This window comes from Myroides sp. LJL115, assembly GCF_054871665.1.
In genome coordinates, this window is record NZ_JBTXLS010000036.1 from 12645 (window position 1) to 31925 (window position 19281).

At 32.3% G+C, this 19281-nt stretch carries 18 protein-coding genes; 16 read left to right on the plus strand and 2 right to left on the minus strand.

Annotated features, from left to right (window positions below; all coding sequences use genetic code 11):
- The first annotated feature begins 117 nt into the window (after positions 1-117).
- The 6 genes from ACYSNX_RS09510 to ACYSNX_RS09535 all read left to right on the plus strand — a co-directional run bounded on the left by ACYSNX_RS09510 (position 118) and on the right by ACYSNX_RS09535 (position 4608).
- A complete protein-coding gene (locus ACYSNX_RS09510) occupies positions 118-810 on the plus strand; it encodes a response regulator transcription factor (protein ID WP_461754443.1) in 693 nt (230 codons plus the stop codon).
- 8 nt (positions 811-818) lie between these two features.
- The gene (locus ACYSNX_RS09515; protein ID WP_461754444.1) at positions 819-1859 is read left to right on the plus strand and encodes a sensor histidine kinase; all 1041 of its coding nucleotides are present in this window, start codon (positions 819-821) and stop codon (positions 1857-1859) included.
- 112 nt (positions 1860-1971) lie between these two features.
- Positions 1972-2643 (plus strand): tRNA (guanosine(46)-N7)-methyltransferase TrmB, encoded by a 672-nt coding sequence (trmB, locus tag ACYSNX_RS09520; RefSeq protein WP_461754445.1) that lies wholly within the window; start codon positions 1972-1974, stop codon positions 2641-2643.
- Positions 2644-2652: 9 nt separating this feature from the next.
- Positions 2653-3273, plus strand: a complete 621-nt coding sequence (locus ACYSNX_RS09525) for an amino acid permease (protein ID WP_461754446.1) — start codon at positions 2653-2655, stop codon at positions 3271-3273.
- 7 nt (positions 3274-3280) lie between these two features.
- A complete protein-coding gene (locus tag ACYSNX_RS09530) occupies positions 3281-3607 on the plus strand; it encodes an MGMT family protein (RefSeq protein ID WP_461754447.1) in 327 nt (108 codons plus the stop codon).
- A gap of 146 nt (positions 3608-3753) precedes the next feature.
- The gene (locus ACYSNX_RS09535; protein ID WP_461754448.1) at positions 3754-4608 is read left to right on the plus strand and encodes a GIN domain-containing protein; all 855 of its coding nucleotides are present in this window, start codon (positions 3754-3756) and stop codon (positions 4606-4608) included.
- Between the two features lie 50 nt (positions 4609-4658).
- Here ACYSNX_RS09535 and ACYSNX_RS09540 read toward each other — a convergent pair whose 3' ends face one another.
- Together ACYSNX_RS09540 and ACYSNX_RS09545 are read right to left on the minus strand one after the other, a co-directional pair.
- Positions 4659-6005: a sensor histidine kinase gene (locus ACYSNX_RS09540; RefSeq protein ID WP_461754449.1), complete on the minus strand. Its 1347-nt coding sequence runs from the start codon at positions 6003-6005 to the stop codon at positions 4659-4661.
- A gap of 1 nt (position 6006) precedes the next feature.
- Positions 6007-7365: a sigma-54-dependent transcriptional regulator gene (locus ACYSNX_RS09545; RefSeq protein WP_461754450.1), complete on the minus strand. Its 1359-nt coding sequence runs from the start codon at positions 7363-7365 to the stop codon at positions 6007-6009.
- Between the two features lie 154 nt (positions 7366-7519).
- On the opposite strand from ACYSNX_RS09545, the gene ACYSNX_RS09550 reads away from it, so the two are divergent.
- From ACYSNX_RS09550 to ACYSNX_RS09595, 10 genes are all read left to right on the plus strand, one after another.
- Positions 7520-8761, plus strand: coding sequence for an efflux RND transporter periplasmic adaptor subunit (locus ACYSNX_RS09550; protein ID WP_461754451.1), 1242 nt, complete (start codon positions 7520-7522; stop codon positions 8759-8761).
- Complete coding sequence (locus ACYSNX_RS09555) at positions 8761-9468, plus strand: ABC transporter ATP-binding protein (protein ID WP_461754452.1); 708 nt, start codon at positions 8761-8763, stop codon at positions 9466-9468. Before ACYSNX_RS09550 ends, ACYSNX_RS09555 begins: the two co-directional genes overlap by 1 nt.
- Before the next feature lie 78 nt (positions 9469-9546).
- Positions 9547-11970, plus strand: coding sequence for an ABC transporter permease (locus ACYSNX_RS09560; RefSeq protein WP_461754453.1), 2424 nt, complete (start codon positions 9547-9549; stop codon positions 11968-11970).
- 11 nt (positions 11971-11981) lie between these two features.
- Positions 11982-14420: an ABC transporter permease gene (locus ACYSNX_RS09565; protein WP_461754454.1), complete on the plus strand. Its 2439-nt coding sequence runs from the start codon at positions 11982-11984 to the stop codon at positions 14418-14420.
- Positions 14413-15708, plus strand: coding sequence for a TolC family protein (locus ACYSNX_RS09570; protein ID WP_461754455.1), 1296 nt, complete (start codon positions 14413-14415; stop codon positions 15706-15708). Before ACYSNX_RS09565 ends, ACYSNX_RS09570 begins: the two co-directional genes overlap by 8 nt.
- Positions 15709-15823: 115 nt before the next feature.
- Positions 15824-16954, plus strand: a complete 1131-nt coding sequence (locus ACYSNX_RS09575; RefSeq protein WP_461754456.1) for an Mrp/NBP35 family ATP-binding protein — start codon at positions 15824-15826, stop codon at positions 16952-16954.
- A 16-nt stretch (positions 16955-16970) separates the two neighbouring features.
- A complete protein-coding gene (locus tag ACYSNX_RS09580) occupies positions 16971-17210 on the plus strand; it encodes a NifU family protein (protein ID WP_461754457.1) in 240 nt (79 codons plus the stop codon).
- Positions 17211-17313: 103 nt separating this feature from the next.
- On the plus strand, positions 17314-18366 hold the full coding sequence (locus ACYSNX_RS09585) for an NAD(P)/FAD-dependent oxidoreductase (protein WP_461754458.1): 1053 nt from the start codon (positions 17314-17316) through the stop codon (positions 18364-18366).
- Positions 18367-18371: 5 nt separating this feature from the next.
- Positions 18372-18707 carry a 2Fe-2S iron-sulfur cluster-binding family protein gene (locus ACYSNX_RS09590; RefSeq protein WP_461754459.1) on the plus strand — a complete coding sequence of 112 codons (336 nt, stop codon included), beginning with the start codon at positions 18372-18374 and terminating at the stop codon, positions 18705-18707.
- A gap of 183 nt (positions 18708-18890) precedes the next feature.
- Positions 18891-19281, plus strand: a 391-nt coding sequence (locus ACYSNX_RS09595; protein WP_461754460.1) for a transposase, incomplete at its 3' end; no start/stop codon positions are given.

Genomic DNA, 19281 nt, shown 5'->3' on the forward strand with positions numbered 1-19281 from the left:
ATTTTAAGATTAACAGTTTCTAATGTTAGCAAATGGTTAAGACATTAAATTATTGTAAATTTATCATTTACTAATTAGGAATCCTCTATATTTGGGCTCTTAACACACAATCACATTATGAAAAATCAAGATATTAAGATACTTTTAGTAGACGATGAGCAAGATATTTTAGACATTATAGGATATAATTTACAACAGGAGGGCTATAAAGTACAAACAGCAAATAATGGTAAAAAAGCTGTAGCAGCTGCTTTAGAATTTAGACCTGACTTAATTATTCTTGATGTGATGATGCCTGAAATGGATGGAGTAGAGGCATGTGAGATAATTAGAAAAACGGATGGTTTTGAAGATACCATTATTACTTTTTTAACAGCAAGAGGAGAGGATTATTCTCAAGTAGCAGGTTTTGATGCTGGAGCAGATGATTATATCACTAAGCCCGTTAGACCAAAAGTTTTAATGAGTAAGGTTAAGGCGCTTCTGCGTCGTAGAAAATCGGTAGAGGTTAATGACTCTAATAATATTGTAGTTGGTGATTTATCTGTGAACAGAGATACCTATAAGGTAGTTCACGGGGATATAGAATTAAACCTACCTAGAAAAGAATTTGAATTATTGTCTTTACTAACTAGTAAACCAGGAAAGGTTTTTACTCGAGAAGAAATTCTAGATCTAGTATGGGGTAACGAGGTTGTTGTTGGAGGTAGGACAATTGATGTGCATATTAGAAAGCTAAGAGAGAAAATTGGAGAGGATCTTTTTAAAACCATAAAAGGGGTAGGGTATAAGTTTGAACCTAAAGCTTAATCTGTAATATGTCAACGCATTTTAAAAAATCCTATAAATTCGCTTTAAAGAGTGCTATTTACATCTCTATTGTTACAAGTATAATGCTACTAGCTTTAGAGTTATTTTTCTTTGATGCTGTTTGGTGGTTTTACCCCATACAGTTATTCCTGATTTTTGTCATTTGTTTTTTTATCATTCAATATAGAGTAGAAAATTTTATCTATCGTAGAATTCAAAAGATATATAATAATGTATCTTTATTGGAACACAGTGATCTTCGCAGTAAAGCGGTGACAACTGATATGACTACTTTAACCCAAGAAATCCAGAATTTTGCTAAAAAGAAAAAGATAGAGATTGAATCTTTGCAAGTTAGAGAAGAATATCGAAGAGAGTTTTTAGGTAATATCTCTCATGAATTAAAAACGCCATTATTTACTGTACAAAGCTATTTAGAGACCTTAATAGATGGCGCGGTAGATGACTTAAAGATAAGAGATCAGTATTTAGATCGTGCTGCCCAGGGGGTAGAACGATTAATTTATATTGTCAAAGACCTAGATATGATTTCCAAATTAGAAACTGGGGATTTACACTTGGATATATCTACTTTTGACATTGTAGAAAGCATACATGAGGTATTTAATTTTCTAGAGTATAAGGCTAAGAAAAATGGTATTTCTTTGTTGTTCGATTTAAGTTATGATAAGCCTATTTATGTCAAAGGTGATAAAGATAGAATAGGACAGGTTATCACTAATTTAGTTGAAAATTCCATTAAATACGGTAAAAATAAAGGAACCACTGAGGTGAGTATAGAAGATTTAGTCAATAATAAATTAATAATCCGAATTACCGATAATGGTGAAGGTATACGCAAAGAATTCATACCAAGGCTTTTTGAACGTTTTTATCGCATTGATAAAAGTGGATCTAGAGTGGTTGGAGGTTCGGGTTTAGGATTATCCATCGTTAAGCATATTGTGGAGGCCCATGGCGAACACATCTATGTTGAAAGTAGTTATGGCTATGGTTCAGAATTTTCTTTTACTATAGAAAAGGCCTAGAAAACGGATTCTTTCTGATTTATAATACACTATAAGAAGTAAAAAAGAAAATTAGAACATTACTTTCATTATATTTATTTAATTTTGCTCAAATTTTATAAAAGACATTAAGGTGGGAAGTAAGAATAAATTAAAGAGATTTAAAGAAAACGAGACGTTCGCAAACGTGTTTCAGCCAACTAGAGAGCAAATGATAGAAGGTTTGCCTTTGAAAGGTAAGTGGGCACAAGAATTCTTTAAAAATGATAATCCTATTGTTTTAGAATTAGGATGTGGTAAAGGAGAATATACTGTTGAATTAGCTAAGCGTTTTCCAGAGAAAAACTTTATTGGAATTGATATTAAAGGAGCAAGATTTTGGAGAGGTGCCAAAACTGCTGTGGAATCTGGCCTTGAGAATGTAGCTTTTATTCGTACACAAATTGAGCTTTTAGAAAATGCTTTCGCAGAAGGTGAAGTAAGTGAAATATGGATTACTTTCCCAGACCCACAAATTAAATATAAAAGAACCAAACACCGTTTAACTAACTCGGAATTCTTACAACGTTATAAAAAAGTTTTAAGTAGCGATGGAATTGTAAACTTAAAAACTGATAGTGAGTTTATGCATGGGTATACGCTAGGTTTATTGCATGGTGAAGGTCATGAGGTTTTATATGCAAATCATCATGTATATAAAAATGAGGGAGCTCCAAGTGTAGTTACAGAAATACAAACTTTTTACGAATCCCAATATTTAGAGCAAAATAAGGCAATTACTTATATCCAGTTTAGAATTAAATAAGGTGTAAGTATGGAGGCTCTAACATTATTGATTTTTGGATTTATTGCAGCTTTATTAGGAGTATCCCTACCAGGGTTACTTAATATGACTGCTGTGAAAATAGCCAAAGAGCATGGGGGTAAAAATGTCTTTCAATATGTATTAGGTGCTTTAATAGTCATTTTTGTTCAGACTTATATCGCTGTTTTTTTCGCAAGACTTATTGAATCTAGTGATTTTATAACGGAGATATTACATGAGATAGGATTGATCATCTTTGGAGGATTAACCATTTATTTTTTAGGTTTTGCAAAGAAGAAAAAACCAGATAGTAAATTAGATACTACAAGAAAGAATAAACCATTTATTTATGGGGCATTATTAGCCCTTATAAATGTTTTTTCTATTCCTTATTACGTTTTCTTAAGTGTCACTTTAGCAAGTTATGAATATGATATTTTTCATTTTGCTAATACAACTGTTTTTTCTTTAGGGGTAACAATAGGTTCGGCTTTAATGTTTTATCTCTACATATTGTTATTTGAAAAAAGGCAAAATAAGGATGGATTTATCTTGAATAATTTAAATTATGTAATAGGGACTATTACTGGAGTAATTTGCTTAATTACTATTTATAAATTGTGGCGTTAAACAAATAATGGCAGAAAGGGATTTTTTTGAAAGAGTATTTCAAGTAGTGCGTCTTATTCCTTTTGGAAGAGTTACAACCTATGGCGCTATTGCAAACTACCTTGGTAGTGCAAAATCTGCTAGAGTGGTTGGATATGCTTTAAACTCCTCTAAAGCAGAGATGGATATTCCAGCTCATCGGGTAGTTAATAAAGATGGCTTATTAACTGGAAAGAAATATTTTCAAGGAATAAATCTTATGCAGCAACTCTTAGAAAGTGAGTCTGTGCTTGTGTTAGACAATAAAGTAAAAGATTTTAAATCACTCTTTTGGGATCCAACTAAAGAGTTATAGATAAAAATAATTTTAAGAACATTCTACAATTGGGTAGAATGTTTTTTTTTATTGCTTTTTTTTTAAGTAATTTTATTGGAATTGAATTTTAAGCTCTTCTCATTGAAGGTTTTATTGTCAATTAACCTAACCAATAATATTAAATTATGAGAAAATTATTTTTATTGTTTCTTTTAGTAGGTTTAAGTGGTCTTGCTCAAACTAAGGAGAAAAGAGAGGTGGGAGATTTTGATGCTATTAAAGTTTCTCAAGGTATAGTAGTGGATTTTTCCATTGGAAATTCTAAAAGTGTAGAAGTAGATGTGGAGGATAGTGAGGATCTACAATATGTAAAAACAGAGGTAGACAATCAAGGTGTTTTAAATATTTATATTGAAAACTCGAAAGTTTCTAGCAGCAGTGATAGAAAAGGTAAGAAATTTAAAATATTTAATAATGTTATTTCTATCCGAAAAGTACATGTGAAGGTGAGTAATCCAACTCTAGTAGCAGCTTATGCTAGTTCAAGTGGGAAAATTAATTTAGAGAATGAAATTAAAACAAAGGTATTTACTATTAATAGTAGTTCTTCAGCAAAAGTACAGGCAAAATCAGTGCAATGCGATAATTTAACTATCACAAGTAGTTCTTCTGCCGATGTTGAAGGGGTTTTCCAAGTTACAGATGCTTCTAGCCTAAAGGCAACTTCTTCTGCTAATATTGAAGCTATTGTACATACAAAACAAATGGAGGTAAGTTGTAGTAGTTCTGCCGATATTCTTTTAACGGGACATGCTAAAGAAACACAAGCTTCTGTGAGTAGTTCAGGATCTATTAAAGCCTTAGATTTTGAAACAGATGATTTACAAGGGAAAGCTTCCTCCTCCGGTTCTATGCGCTTCTTGGTAAATCAAAAAGTATTTGGACGCGCTTCTTCTTCAGGTAGTATAAGCTATAAAGGACAAGCAAGTATTGTGGAGTCTAATACTAGCTCTTCAGGTAGTGTAAAGAAAATACAATAATATAAAACAGTATTTAAATAAAAAATGTAGAGGTAGTGGAAACACTGCCTCTAGTTATTTAAAGCAAAACTACAAGTGAATATACTTTGATTTTCTACAAAACAGTAGCTTAATGTACCATTATGCATTTCTACAATATTTTTACTTAGCGGTAGTCCTATTCCTGCTCCTTCTATCCTTGTGGTATAAAACGGGATGAATATTTTCTTTTGTATTTCACTAGTAATACCAGGACCGTTATCGATAAAATCTATGTTTAGTCGATGATTTGTACAATGGACTTTACAGGTAATATATCGGGGTTTATTTTGCTTTTCAACTGCATACATTGCATTAGTTAGAAGATTAATGAATACCTGCTCCATTTGTAATGGATCCCAGTTTACTTCTAGATCTTGAGAGCATTGGAGTTCAAATACGATGTCTTTTTGCTCCAAAAACGTTCTTAAAATGGCATATACATTATCTAAGGTATTTTTTATTTTGGTTGGCTTTTTATTGGGTAGTGGCAACATAGTAAGCTTTCTATAGTTGTCGATAAATTGTTTTAAATGTTGGGTTCGATTAATTATCGTTTCTACACTTAACAATAAGTCATCCATATCCTCTTGTTCTAAGCTAGGAGTTTGTAGGATTTCTCTTGTATTATGGGCTAGAGAATGAATAGGTGTAAGCGAGTTCATAATCTCATGAGAAATAACTTTAAGAAGGTTCTCCCAAGTGTCTTTTTCTTTTTTGTCTAATACTTTTTGAATAGAGTCAAGTAGGATAATATAATATTGATTCTGTGGACTTTTGGTAATACTTGTTTGTAAGATGAAGGTTTGAAGGGTATCATTATTAATTTTAATTTCAATAGTCTCTTTAGATTCTTTAAAATCTAATTTCTCTATATGCTGGGTAAATCCATGGATTGATTTACTCAAACTTTTCCAAGAGTTTATCTTAGGAATGGAAAATAGATTAGTAAAATAATCATTTATTAAGAAGATCTTCCACCTAGCATCTTTTTGCTTTTCTAGAATAAGAATCCCCGTCTCTAGACTATTTAAAAGCTTATCGTACACTAACTCTTGTATTAAGTTAGCTTTATGGCTTTGCTTTTGCTGATCATAGAGTCTTTGTACATTTCTTAGCGTGGAACAACTATATAAGGCTCTGTTTTTGTTCATATCCATGTCAATAGTGTAATCTTCATAAATCATAGATTGAATTATACTATTGGTAATTTTATTGATTTTATTTTGACTGTAATAAAGTTCAATAATAAAGCCAATTGTTGTGATGCCTATAATTATTGAACTAAATATAAAGCCATTTTGGTAGACTATTATCACTAATGTACTTAAAGCAAGTATTAGGATAATTCTAAGGATATAAAACAAAAAAGCACGCATATTAAAAGTTTATTTGGTATTTTTCTAAACGGCGATATAAAGCAGAACGGGATAGACCTAGTTCGCGGGAACAGCGTGTAATATTACCACCATATTGCTGCATGGCTCTGATTATAGTTTGTTTTTCTATTTGCTCTAAGTTGGTTTGCTCCATATTCATAGTAAGTTCTACTGCCTCCTGGGTAGATATATCAAAATCTTGCAAGCATAGCTTGTTATCTTCACAAAGTATAATAGCTCTTTCTACTTTATTTTGTAATTCCCTAATATTACCCGGCCAATTGTATTGTATTAAACCTTGTAGGGTTTCTGGGGTAATTGTAGGTATTTCTTGACCATATTGCTCTGCATACTTTTGTATAAAGTAGCTCAAAAGTCCTTCTATATCTTTAGGCCTTTGCCTAAGAGCAGGAAGTAGCAATGAGATAGTGTTTATTCGGTAGTATAAATCTTCCCGAAAAGTCTTATCCTTAACCATTTGTTCCAAATCTGCATTAGTGGCACAAATAATACGAACATCTATTTTTCGCGATTGGGTTTCCCCTAGGCGAGTGATACATTTATTTTGTATAACCTGTAATAGCTTAGCTTGTAAATGCAAAGGTATATTGGCAATTTCATCTAAGAAAATAGTGCCGCCATTGCTGTTTTCAAATCTACCAGCAGTATCTATTTTGGCATCAGTAAAGGCTCCTTTTGCATAACCAAATAGTTCACTTTCAAATAAATTTTCATTTAGGGAACCTAAATCAACATGGATAAAGGGTTTGTCATTTCTATTGGAGTTTTGAAAAAGATACTTAGCTAGTACATATTTACCTGTACCATTTTCCCCTAGAATTAAGGTGGTAGCATCTGTTTTAGCTACTTTCTTAGCCATCTCATATACTTTGACAATATTGGGGTCCTCCCCATGAAAATCCTCTCTATCCTTCAGAGGTAGGCTAGTTTGCTTAATTATACTTTGTTTCCTACTTTTTTGTACTCCTTGTTTAACTAAATCTATTAATTCCTGGTTATTCCATGGCTTTAAGATATAGTCCATTGCTCCTAGTTTAATGCCTTGTATAGCCGTGGTTAAATTACCAAAGGAGCTCATCAAAATTATTTGTGTATTAGGAGAGAGCTCTTGTATTTGTTTTAACCAAAATATTCCCTCGGATCCATCTTCTACTCCTATGCGATAATTCATATCTAATAGGATAAGATCCACTTTGTTTTCATTTAGAAAATGAGTTATTTTTTTTGGAGAATCTATGCTTGTTACCTGTTCAAAATGCCTTTTAAGTAACATTCTTGCCGCAATTAATATCTCGGGACTATCATCTAGAATAACAATATTGGCTATGGTCTTTTTCATAAGGATCTGGGTTTGTATTAAAATCGAACAAATTATATGTTCGATATCGAACACCTATATAAAAGGTGTTTTGTAAAGCGATGATTATAAATGCTTTACTATTTTGTTAAATTATGGTATGCTTTTGACTTATTAATTAGTAAATCAAAAGAATATGGATCAAGTTATTCCAGGTAAAAATAGGAAAAAAGTTAAAGTATTAGTAATAATTAGTGCCTTATTGATTTTGATAGGTCTAAGTTATGTTACTTTTTTTAGAAATGTAGTTCTGAATGTCCCTAAGAATGAAATAAGAGTTAGGGAAGTGTATTTAGGAGATTTTGAGGAATATATTTCCTTTATGGCTCATGTAGAGCCCTTACATAGTAGACTTATCAACATCGTCGAATCTGGTGAGATACAGGAGATTTTTGTTGAAAATGGAGAGCTTTTGCAAACAGGACAGATTATAGCAAGAATCTATAATCCCACAAGTGAGTTTAATTATATGTCTTCAGAGAATAGCCTCATTGAGCAAATAAATAACTTAAGAGGTACTAAAAATAGTATTCGATCTCAAGAGGTAAATTTAATCAAAGATTTAATTGCTATTGAGCATGATTATACCGCGGCTGAACTTTTATATAATCTCCATGAAAAACTCTTTAATCAAGAAGTTTTAAGTCAAAGTGATTGGATGCGTACACAAGAAAATTTCAATTATCAAAACAAGCGTAAAGCTTTAATGGAACAAAGTATAGAGAGAGAAAATAAGTATAATGAATTACAAATACTCCAAATCGATAAATCTATTGTTGTATTAGAAAAGAGTCTGGAAAAACTTAGGCATAATCAAGGTAATTTTCTGTTAAAGGCTCCTATAGCCGGACGCCTATCTAACTTTGAGGCAGTTCTTGGGAAAACGTATCAAAGTGGGGAAAGTATTGGAAAGATAGATATCCTTAAAGGATATAAATTAGTTGCTTTAGTAGATGAGTTCTATTTAGATAAAGTAAGTGTAGGACAACAAGGAAGAATAGATTATCAAGGAAATAATTTACAAGTCAAAGTAAGTAGGCTTTTACCAGAGGTGAAACAAGGCCAATTTGAGGTTCAATTAGAACTTGAGAATCCATCTGAATTTGCCATGCAAGAAGGAAGTAGTATAACTGTCAAATTACTATTATCGGGTCAAACCCAAAAACTGCTTCTTTCAAAAGGAAGCTTTCATCAAGATACAAATGGTAAATGGGTATATGTAATACAAAATGGTAAGGCTAGTATAAAGCAAGTAAAATTAGGAAAAGAAAATCCCCTTTATTATGAGGTCTTAGAAGGTTTACAACAAGGGGATCAAGTTATCATATCGAGTTATAAGAATTTCATGAATGTAGAACACTTAAATATTAAAGAATAATGAATATAGTATCTATTAAAGAATTGAGTCGTGTTTTTAGAACGGACCAAGTACAGACTACAGCTTTAAATAAAGTATCCTTAACGGTTCATCCGGGAGAGTTCATCTCTATCATGGGGCCTTCGGGCTGTGGAAAATCTACTCTTTTAAACATCTTAGGGCTTTTAGATCAAGCCTCAAGTGGAAGCTACGAATTATTAGGTAAACAAATGGTAGGGCTCAAAGAGAGTGAGCGAAGTGAAATTAGAAAAAAGCAAGTTGGTTTTGTCTTCCAAAACTTCAATTTGATTGATGAGTTGACGGTTTTTGAGAACATCGAACTTCCTTTGATCTATAATAAAGTACCAGCTAAAGAAAGGAAAGTTAAGGTTTTAGCAATAGCGGAAAAGCTTGGGATTTCTCACCGTTTAAAACATTATCCCCAACAATTAAGTGGTGGACAACAGCAAAGAGTAGCAGTAGGTAGAGCCCTTATCCACCAACCAGAAATTATTCTTGCCGATGAGCCTACTGGAAATCTAGACAGTAAAAATGGGAATGAAGTAATGGAATTATTAACTGAATTACATCAGCAAGGTGCAACTATTATTATGGTGACCCACTCCTTACACGACGCCTCTTATTCCGATAGGATTATTACAATGAAAGATGGGGAAATTTTATTAGAGAAAGCAAATACAAAAGTCGTGGATGTTTTTATAAGCTAATCTAAGCCTTTTTGGCTGTTATATTAAAAAAAAGCAAGGATAAAGAAATATAATTAATACGTTAACCAACTATAGAAGATGATAGCAAATTGGTGGAAAATTTATTGGCAAACAGTTAGGAAAAACTGGGTTAATTATACCATTGGTACTATAAGTCTAGGTGTAGCACTTTCCTTTTTTTTCTTAGCCTTTATTTACTTTGTCGAAGAAAACTCTTATGATAGTACAATAGAGGATGTCGAAAAAATTTTTGTAGTAGAGAGAATTATTCTAGAGGATATGTCTTGGATGAAGGCTCCTTATGGATTGGGACTCAATTTAAAAGAAAAGGTAAGTGGGATAGAAGACTATTTATATGTGGATGATTATTATGGAAAGGGTAATTTGGAGGTGGATGGGGTTAAAAAGCCCTATAAGAAATTAGTAAAAAGTCAGAAAAACTACTTTGATTTTTTCTCTGTTAATTTTCTACAAGGTGATTCACAGAATATTTTTCAGCAGCAAAATAATATTGCCATAAGACAAGACTACGCAGAGAACTTATTTGGCAATAGTAACCCAATGGGTAAAGAGCTAATAATTGAAGAGAATTTATATATTATTTCCGCTGTATTTGAGAATAGTGCGGATAAAACTTCTTTTAATCCAGAGTTAGTAATTTCTTCTTTAGATGCTATTGAAAAAGAAGAGTTTGATAATTGGGGTAGTTACTACTCAAGTCTGTGGATTAAAATAAAGGATAAGCAAGAATATAAAGAAATTCAGAAGCAATTAAATAGTATAGCAAAAGAGCGTATTATGTTCGCTTTTTCAAAAGAAAACGCATGGACACCAGAGGAAGCAGAAAAGGAATTAGGTTTAGATGGGGAAGTTTTTAAAATCCATCCTTTAGAGAACCAAAGGATGATAGCGCAAACAAAATTTAATGCTACGCCTGAGGGAGCAGCTATTGCAAAAAGAGTGTATACTTTCTTTGGATTATCTACCACTATTTTGGTTTTAGCTTGCTTTAATTTTATTAATATTTCTTTGACTCGAACTTTACATAGAGCTAAGTTAATTGGGGTATTAAAAGTTATAGGTAGTAGTAAAGCCCTTATTAAGCAGATCTTTTTCGAAACTATAATAACTCTTATGGTATGTTTTTTATTTGCGAGTGCTTTAATGGAAATAATAAGCGGGTATTTGAGAGTGTTCTTTAAGGCAAGTTTAAATATTTCCTTATTAGACAATATTCTATTATATGTTTGCCTGTTTGTTATTTTACTTCTTCTATTTAGTGTTTTTGTATTATCCTTTGTCTTTAAAATGGAAATTGCTCAAGTTATTCGTGGAGATTTTCAATCTACTAAAACAGGAGGTTTTATAAAAAATAGTATTTTAGTAGTGCAATACACTATTGCTAGTTTCTTTATCATATCTATGTTCTTTATTGGTTTACAAACTAGTTATGTGCAAAATAAAGACCGTGGATATAATTTTGAAAATGTTATAAGTGCTCCTTTGATTCTTAGAAAGAATATTCATATGGATGAAGATAGATTTTCTTTGATAGAACAAGCGTTTTTAAAAATAAACGGGGTCGAAAAAGTAAGTCTAGCAAGTATTGAACTAGGGACTGGTACTGGGAGTTCTGTTGGGTTTTCCTATAATGGAAAAGGCATGCAAGGATTTAATGTTGCTATGGACTTTGGATTTTTAGACCTTCTACAGATTTCAATGTCTCAAGGTAGGCAGTTTCAAAATGAGTTTGCCTCTGATAAGGTTTCCAATATCTTAATAAGTGAAAAAACTAGGGAACTAATAGGGGAGCCTGATCCAATTGGTAAAACTATTGAGTGGAATGATGAAATATTAACCATTGTTGGAGTAGTCAAGGATTTTAATGCACTTTCTTTAAGAAATGACTATTTGCCAATGGTTTTCTTTTCTTTAAATACTGTACCATGGATTTCACAAGAGGCAATTAATCTTTATTTTAAGATAGATACATCGGATTTTTCTACTCTTGTGGATGAGTTGGAAGCAACCTATAATGGATTACAGCTTAGTGAACAACCCTTTGATTATACATTGATTAGTCCAACTTTAGGCAAGGATTATTATAGTAGTTTACAAGAGAAAAATTTATTTCTAATTCTTAATATAGTTGTTGTAATAATGGCTTTAAGTGGATTATTTGGTGTTTGTTCTTCCACCATTTCCGGTCAACTTAAACAAATTGCTATAAGGAAAGTATTAGGAGCAGATCGATTCCAGTTGGTACTGCTTTTAGGTAAAAGATATATTGCTTTTTGTTTTTTAGGTTTTTTATTAGCAATTATTCCTTCCAAACTTTTTGTAGAGAGCTATTTAGCTGACTATCATTTTAGGATTGAGCTGTCTTTTTGGCCATTCTTAGTTTGCTTGTTGATTATAGTAAGCTTAACCATTATAGTAAGTGGCGCTCTTTGTTTAAGAGCTACAGGCTATAAAACCCTTCATTTTATTAAATACGACTAAATAACAAAGTTATGATAGCAAATTGGAGCAAAGTACTGTTTAAAGTATTTTCTAAAAATAAGTTTTTTTACATCCTTAATATTCTCAGTTTAGCAATAGGAGTGAGTGTAATCAGCTTGATTGTTTTATTGCGAAATGATCAGTTAAGTTATAATCAGTGGAATCCATATAAAGACAGAGCCTATGAGTTTAGTTTAGGACCTGGTTTTTGGGAAGAACCAGAGGGAATATCAGGATGGGTTCCTGCCCCATTTACCTTGCGATTTGATGATTTAAACTCTTATGTAGAGTCATATGTTTTTTATTATCAAATTCGCGGATCTCAAAGTATCGTATTGCAAGAAAGAAAAGAATTTTTGTATGATATTTTAGAAACCCAAAAAGATTTTTTCGAATTAATGCCTTTTGAGGTGGTAAGTGGCAGTATACAGCAATATGAAAATAACCATATGTCCTCTATTGCATTGGAAGAGTCTCAAGCAAAGAGATTGTTCGGAGATAGTCAAAATGCTATAGGCAAAGAAATCGTCCTAGAGGATGGGTCCCGAGTAACGGTGGATTTAGTATATCAGATTCCAGGTAATAGCTCTTTAGCTCCAATGGCGATTTATTCTTATGCTATTGAAAAAAAGATCGCTTCGAATTTAAAAAATTGGGGAGATTATAATTATAATGTATTAGTTAAGTTTAAAGAAGAACATAATTCAAAGGATGGTATTCAACAGTTTAGCGAGGCCTTATATTTACCATTTTTGCAACAGAGGGCTAAAGAGAAAAATTTAAGTGAGAAGGAATTTAAGGATAAATTCTTACAAGAGCCTACCTTTGAATTCTTTGCTTTGGATAGTATTCATCTAAATAGCAAATCAGAAATATTAGGAAGTGGAAAGTTTGCCTCCCAGTTACTTTCTATCTTATCTTCGATTGCAATTACATTATTTATATTATGTTTATTAAACAGTGTTAATTTAGCCCTAGTGTCTTCTTTCCAACGAGCTAAAGAAGTTGGAGTAAGAAAAACCTTAGGAGCAAGTAAAACCACCATTATTCTTCAAAGTATATTTGAGTCTTTTATTATAACTATTTTGGGATTTTGCATTGGGATTTTGCTTAGTGAGTTAGCACTGCCTCATTTTAACTATTTTGTTGATCTTTCTTTGGTGTTACAACCTAGTATTTTGTTTAAGCCATTACTTCTTGTGTTTTTGTTTATTTGGCTTTTAGTAGGACTCTTATCTGGAATATTTAAGGGCAATTTTAATATCTCTAATGTCTTGAAGGGAAGCTTTAGTTCTGTGAAAACAAATTCTAAAGTACAAAATAGTCTTTTAGTTTTGCAATTTACCATCGCTTTCTTTTTCTTGAGTACTAGTGTTTTTGTGCAAAAACAAGTGAGTTATTTACTAGGACAGGACCTTGGGTTTAAAGGCGATCAGGTAGTTAATATTCAATTTAAACTACCAAATGTAGAGATGAGGAATAAGTTTTTTGAAAATATCGAAAAGGACTTGTTAAAGATTACAGGAGTGCAAGAAGTTTCTTTGCATGGAGTTAATTTTGGAGGTGGAGCTTCAAGTAGTTCTTCTAACAATATAGATGGTCAACATATTCAAAGTAATAATATTCCTGTAAGCTTTGATTTTTTAGAAGTCTTTGATATTAAAATGGATCAAGGGAGATTTTTTGATCCTAAACTTCTAAGCGATATTCAAAATAGCATTGTGGTAAATCAAAGTTATGTAAGGGAACTTAACTTAACAGAATCGATTCTTGGTAAAGAAATGAGATGGAATGGACGCTTTTTTAAGATTATAGGTGTTGTAAAAGATTTTAATATGGAAGGATTTTCGGAGCAAATTACTCCTTCTACTTTTTTTCTATATCCTAGTGTAGATTGGTTTTACTATCTAAGCAATACCATTTCTGTAAAGATAGATCCTAGTGATATGGCACAAACTATGGAGGATTTGGAGGCTTTTTGGAAGCAAAGAGTAGATCAAACCTATCCATTTACTGCTTCTTTTGCTAATGAGGATTTTGCTAGAAGTTATAAGCAGAGTTTAAAGCTAAAAAATGTTTTTATCGTACTTAGTATTATCTCCTGTTTTATTGCTTTAGTGGGGTTGTTAACTATCGTTTCTTTTACTTTGGATAATAAGTTAAAGCAAATAGCTATTAGAAAAGTTTTAGGAGCAAGCCAATGGAATCTAGTGAAGAAGGAATCTATTCCATTTATCTTTTGCAGTATCATAGGTTTTATTTTGGCAATATTCCCTACGTATTTCTTAGTTAATTTATGGCTTCAAGAGTTTGTAGTAAGAATAAGTTTGAATTGGGGTGGATTCGCTATAGGATTTATACTGCTTTTTAGTCTTTCTGTTTTATTAATCTTCAGTAGAATTATCGCTGCAACTAAAGTTAATGTTCTAAAATATATCAAAGATGAGTAGATTTTATTTGATTTTTATATTAGTTATTAGCAATATGGCTTATCCTGCGCAAAAGTGGGATTTAGCCTATTGCTTATCTATTGGTAAGCAGAACAGTAAAGAACTAGTAATTGCAGCCTTGCAAAGTGATGTAGTAAAGGCAGAAAAACAGAGTTTTGGATCGTTGTTTTTACCTGATATTGGATATAATACCTCCCAAAATTATAATTTTGGCTCAACCATTGATCCTAGTACTAATACTAGGGTTTCTTCCAACATCTCTTCTTTAAATATGAGTTTGGATGCCAATATTAGTTTAGTTGATTTTAGTAGTTTTGCAAGACAAAAACAGCTAGCTCATCAGCTAGACTATGCTTTGTTAGAACAACAGGAGCTTATCTACCAGTACCAATATCGTATCTTAGAATTGTTTTTTCAAATCTTAGAATTGCAAGAATTAGTTAAGCTTCAACAAGAGCAATTTATAAATAGTAAAGAAAACTTTAATAGAGTTACCAAGGAAGTAAATGCAGGAGCTAAGCCCAAAAGTGATTTTTATGATATAGAATACGTGTTTACCTCAGAGAGTATATCTATTGAGCAAAGTCAAAATAATCTATTCAATGCTAAGCTTTCTTTATTACACTTATTGAATTACTTAGAAGTAACACCAGATGAATTCGAAGTGGAGTACCAAGATTCTTTACATGATATATCGTCTGAATATGTATTTAATCCTATGCTCGAGAAGCCTAAGATGCTAGAGAAAGTTTTACTAGCTGAGCAAAATGCTATCAAAGGAAGTTTTTTACCTCGGTTATCGGTTAATTATCAATTTGGTTCTTTTTACTCCAAGGTTTTCAACAGCAATATTGCCCATGAATCCTCCAAGTTTTCTACACAATTTGGAGATAATAAAAGTCATTTTTTAGGACTTGGTTTTTACTTTCCACTTTTTCAGAAAGGACAAGTAAGAAGGCGAGTAAATAAAAGTAAAGCAGAATTGGAATTGAATCGTGCTACTATGGCGCAATCTGAGCTAGTTTACACGCAAAATTTACAAATGTTAGAACAGCAAATACACCAAAGCCAGTACTTGCAAAATCAATTAGAAAATAACATTGCATTAGCAATGAAATCTTTTTTAACAACTCAAATTAAATATGAAAACGGTACTGCAGATATTTATTCTTTCAATGGAGCAAAGAATCAGCTATTAAATTCTCAGTTTGCTAAGGTTAAAAATATCATTTATATATCTTTATTGTACAAAAAGCTAGAGTTGCTCAATACGAATAAGTTATCCTAAAAGGTGTTAGGGCACTCTAGAATTTGGAAGATATTAACTAGAAAATATCAATATTTCCTACTATCTTTGCTTTATACGTTTATTGTATTAATTTGTTGAATACTAATCTTATATAATGAAATTAGATAGAAAAGAGATTTTGAAGGCTTTAGAAAGTATTTCTGTAGCTGGAGAAGGAAAAAATATGGTTGAAAGTGGTGTTGTTAAAAATGTAATGACATTCGGAGATGAAGTAGTAGTTGATTTAGTAATGTCTACACCTGCTTTACATATTAAGAAAAGAGCTGAAGTAGATGTGATCAAAGTTATTCACGATCAAGTATATGACAAGGCAAAAGTAAAAGTGAATATCAAAATAGAAACACCTGAGAAACCAGAAATCAAAGGAAATTCTATTCCAGGTATTAAAAATATTGTAGCTATTTCTTCAGGTAAGGGAGGAGTAGGAAAATCTACAGTAACAGCCAATATAGCTGCTAGTCTTGCTAATATGGGCTTTAAAGTTGGAATTTTAGACGCAGATATCTACGGACCTTCTATGCCAATTATGTTTGATGTAGAAAATGCTAAACCAATTTCGGTTGAGGTAGATGGTAAATCTAAGATGAAACCAATTGTTTCTTATGGTATCGAGATTTTATCTATAGGTTTTTTCACTAAACCAGATCAAGCTATCATTTGGAGAGGACCAATGGCATCTAAAGCATTGAATCAAATGATTTTTGATGCAGATTGGGGAGAATTAGACTTCTTATTATTGGATTTACCTCCAGGAACAGGAGATATCCATTTATCTATAATGCAATCGTTACCTATCACTGGTGCCGTAGTTGTTTCTACACCTCAAGCAGTTGCTCTAGCAGATGCTAAAAAAGGAGTTTCAATGTTTTTATCCGAGAGCATTAATGTTCCAGTTTTAGGAATAGTAGAGAATATGGCATACTTCACACCAGAGGAATTACCAGAAAACAAGTACTATATCTTTGGAGAAAACGGTGCTAAAAATTTAGCAGAAGACCTTCAGGTACCATTCTTAGGTGAGGTGCCAATTGTTCAGAGCATCCGAGAAGCAGGTGACTTTGGTCGTCCAGCATCTTTCCAAGATGACAGTGTAGTAGCAAAATCTTTCTTAGATATTACTAGAAATGTTGTGGAAGAAGTAGTGAAGAGAAATGATTCTTTACCTCCAACAGAAGCAATTAAAATTACTACAATGGCTGGATGTTCAGCAGTAGGAAAAAAATAAATATAGATTTTAAGTTATGGCATCAGAAACTATCCTAGAAAACGTTAAAAAAGCGTTGGACGAAATACGTCCGTTTTTACAAGCAGATGGTGGCGATATTACACTTTTAGACATAATAGATGATAAGCACGTTAGAGTTCGTTTAGAAGGAGCATGCAGTTCTTGTAATGTTAATCAAATGACTTTGAGTGCTGGAGTGGAAACAACCATAAAAAAATTTGCACCACAAATTGAAACCGTAGTTAACGTTTTATAAAAAAAGATCAACTCTATACTAATACAATTAGGCATAGAGTTGATTTTTATCATTTTTATTCTACACCATACGATGTAAGTTTGTATATAAAGAATATTATCTTATGATTCAAACCGATATAATTATTATTGGCGCTGGTCCTACGGGGCTTTTCGCCGTATTTGAAGCTGGTCTTTTAAAACTAAAATGTCATATCATAGATGGACTGCCTCAACCAGGAGGTCAATTAACAGAATTATACCCTAAAAAACCTATTTTCGATATACCTGGATATCCTTCTGTAGGAGCTGCTGAGCTTATCGACAATTTGATGGAACAAATTAAGCAATTTCAACCAGGGTTCACTTTAAATGAAGTGGCTCAGGATATTGAGAAGCTTGAAGATGGGACTTTTATTGTAACAACTAACAAAGGAACTAAACACCATGGTAAAGCTGTAGCTATTGCTGGTGGTCTAGGATCTTTTGAGCCTCGTAAACCAGAGTTAAATAATTTAGCAAAATTTGAGGAATGTGGGGTAGAGTACTTCGTAAAGAATCCAGAGATGTTTGCTGATAAGAAAATTGTTATCGCAGGTGGAGGGGATTCTGCTTTAGATTGGAGTATTTATTTATCTAATGTTGCTAAAGAAGTACATTTAGTACATAGGAGAAACGAATTCAGAGGGGCTTTAGATTCTGTTGAAAAAGTACAGGAATTAAAGAACGCTGGAAAGATTAATCTTATTACACCAGCTGAGGTAGTAGATCTATTAGGAGAGGATCATTTAAATGGTATTGTTGTAGAGAAAGAAGGAGAAAGAACTACCATTGAATGTGATCATTTTATACCTTTATTTGGATTAACACCTAAGCTAGGTCCAATTGCAAATTGGGGATTAGAAATTGAGAAAAATGCTATTAAAGTAAATAATGCATTGGACTATCAAACTAATATACCTGGTATTTATGCTATTGGAGATATTAATACTTATCCAGGGAAATTAAAACTTATTTTATGTGGATTCCACGAAGCTACATTAATGTGTCAGAGTGTATTCAATGCGCTTAACCCTGGTAAAAAGTATGTGCTAAAATATACTACTGTTTCTGGAATCAATGGATTCGATGGTTCTCGTAAAGAAGCAGAAAAAGCTGTAGTTAAATCAATTCAATAGTTATTATGGAACAAGACATTAAGATTACTATTACAGATCGTGAAGGAGTTGTGCATGAAATTGACGCTCCTACGGATATGAATATGAGTGTTATGGAAGTAATACGAGCTTATGAATTAGCCCCGGAAGGTACCATCGGAATTTGTGGTGGTATGGCCATGTGTGCTTCTTGTCAGTGCTATGTGTTAAACCAAGATGAGGTTTCTTTACAACCTATGCAAGAGGAGGAAGAGGCTATGTTATGGGAAGCATTTAATGTAAAAGATAACAGTAGACTTGCTTGTCAAATACCAGTGGATAAATCTATTGAGGGCTTAAAGTTAGAAATAGCACCTTTATAATAAGGATTAGATATAATAAGGATTAGAAATAAAAAAAAGCGACTAAAATTTTGAGGGCACTGAAAAAGTCCCTTTTTAAAATAGAAGCTTAAAGTAAAGAGGTAAACTATTAAAAGCAATCGCTTTTATAGTTTACCTCTTTCTGTTTATATTTACCTGTTTTTTAAAATTCACAGGTTTTCTATGTTACCATCTCAGCAATCTTTGTCCTTAAGTCCTTACGCTAGTTTATATGATTTAATTATCCCTAAGGATAATATCCTGCGTAAAATTAATGATCTAGTAGACTTTTCTTTTGTTCACGATGAACTAATAAATAAGTACTGCCTAACTAATGGGCGAACAGCTGAGTCACCTATTAAACTATTTAAATATCTTTTATTAAAAAACATATACGATATCTCTGATGCAGCTATAGTAGAGCGCTCTCGCTTTGATATGTCTTTCAAATACTTCTTAGATATGGCTCCTGAGGACGATGTTATAAACCCTAGTACACTTACTAAGTTTAGAAAACTAAGATTATCGGATACCGATTTATTAAAGCTACTTATCGCTGAAACAGTTCGATTAG

What these genes read in the sequence shown, in the direction of transcription:
- ACYSNX_RS09550 (WP_461754451.1), top strand. Translation starts at nt 7,520, where the DNA reads ATGGATCAAGTTATTCCAGGTAAAAATAGGAAAAAAGTTAAAGTATTA.
- ACYSNX_RS09540 (WP_461754449.1), bottom strand. Translation starts at nt 6,005, where the DNA reads ATGCGTGCTTTTTTGTTTTATATCCTTAGAATTATCCTAATACTTGCT.
- ACYSNX_RS09555 (WP_461754452.1), top strand. Translation starts at nt 8,761, where the DNA reads ATGAATATAGTATCTATTAAAGAATTGAGTCGTGTTTTTAGAACGGAC.
- ACYSNX_RS09535 (WP_461754448.1), top strand. Translation starts at nt 3,754, where the DNA reads ATGAGAAAATTATTTTTATTGTTTCTTTTAGTAGGTTTAAGTGGTCTT.
- ACYSNX_RS09580 (WP_461754457.1), top strand. Translation starts at nt 16,971, where the DNA reads ATGGCATCAGAAACTATCCTAGAAAACGTTAAAAAAGCGTTGGACGAA.
- ACYSNX_RS09590 (WP_461754459.1), top strand. Translation starts at nt 18,372, where the DNA reads ATGGAACAAGACATTAAGATTACTATTACAGATCGTGAAGGAGTTGTG.
- ACYSNX_RS09545 (WP_461754450.1), bottom strand. Translation starts at nt 7,365, where the DNA reads ATGAAAAAGACCATAGCCAATATTGTTATTCTAGATGATAGTCCCGAG.
- ACYSNX_RS09565 (WP_461754454.1), top strand. Translation starts at nt 11,982, where the DNA reads ATGATAGCAAATTGGAGCAAAGTACTGTTTAAAGTATTTTCTAAAAAT.
- ACYSNX_RS09575 (WP_461754456.1), top strand. Translation starts at nt 15,824, where the DNA reads ATGAAATTAGATAGAAAAGAGATTTTGAAGGCTTTAGAAAGTATTTCT.
- ACYSNX_RS09510 (WP_461754443.1), top strand. Translation starts at nt 118, where the DNA reads ATGAAAAATCAAGATATTAAGATACTTTTAGTAGACGATGAGCAAGAT.
- ACYSNX_RS09560 (WP_461754453.1), top strand. Translation starts at nt 9,547, where the DNA reads ATGATAGCAAATTGGTGGAAAATTTATTGGCAAACAGTTAGGAAAAAC.
- ACYSNX_RS09570 (WP_461754455.1), top strand. Translation starts at nt 14,413, where the DNA reads ATGAGTAGATTTTATTTGATTTTTATATTAGTTATTAGCAATATGGCT.
- ACYSNX_RS09525 (WP_461754446.1), top strand. Translation starts at nt 2,653, where the DNA reads ATGGAGGCTCTAACATTATTGATTTTTGGATTTATTGCAGCTTTATTA.
- ACYSNX_RS09585 (WP_461754458.1), top strand. Translation starts at nt 17,314, where the DNA reads ATGATTCAAACCGATATAATTATTATTGGCGCTGGTCCTACGGGGCTT.
- ACYSNX_RS09530 (WP_461754447.1), top strand. Translation starts at nt 3,281, where the DNA reads ATGGCAGAAAGGGATTTTTTTGAAAGAGTATTTCAAGTAGTGCGTCTT.
- ACYSNX_RS09515 (WP_461754444.1), top strand. Translation starts at nt 819, where the DNA reads ATGTCAACGCATTTTAAAAAATCCTATAAATTCGCTTTAAAGAGTGCT.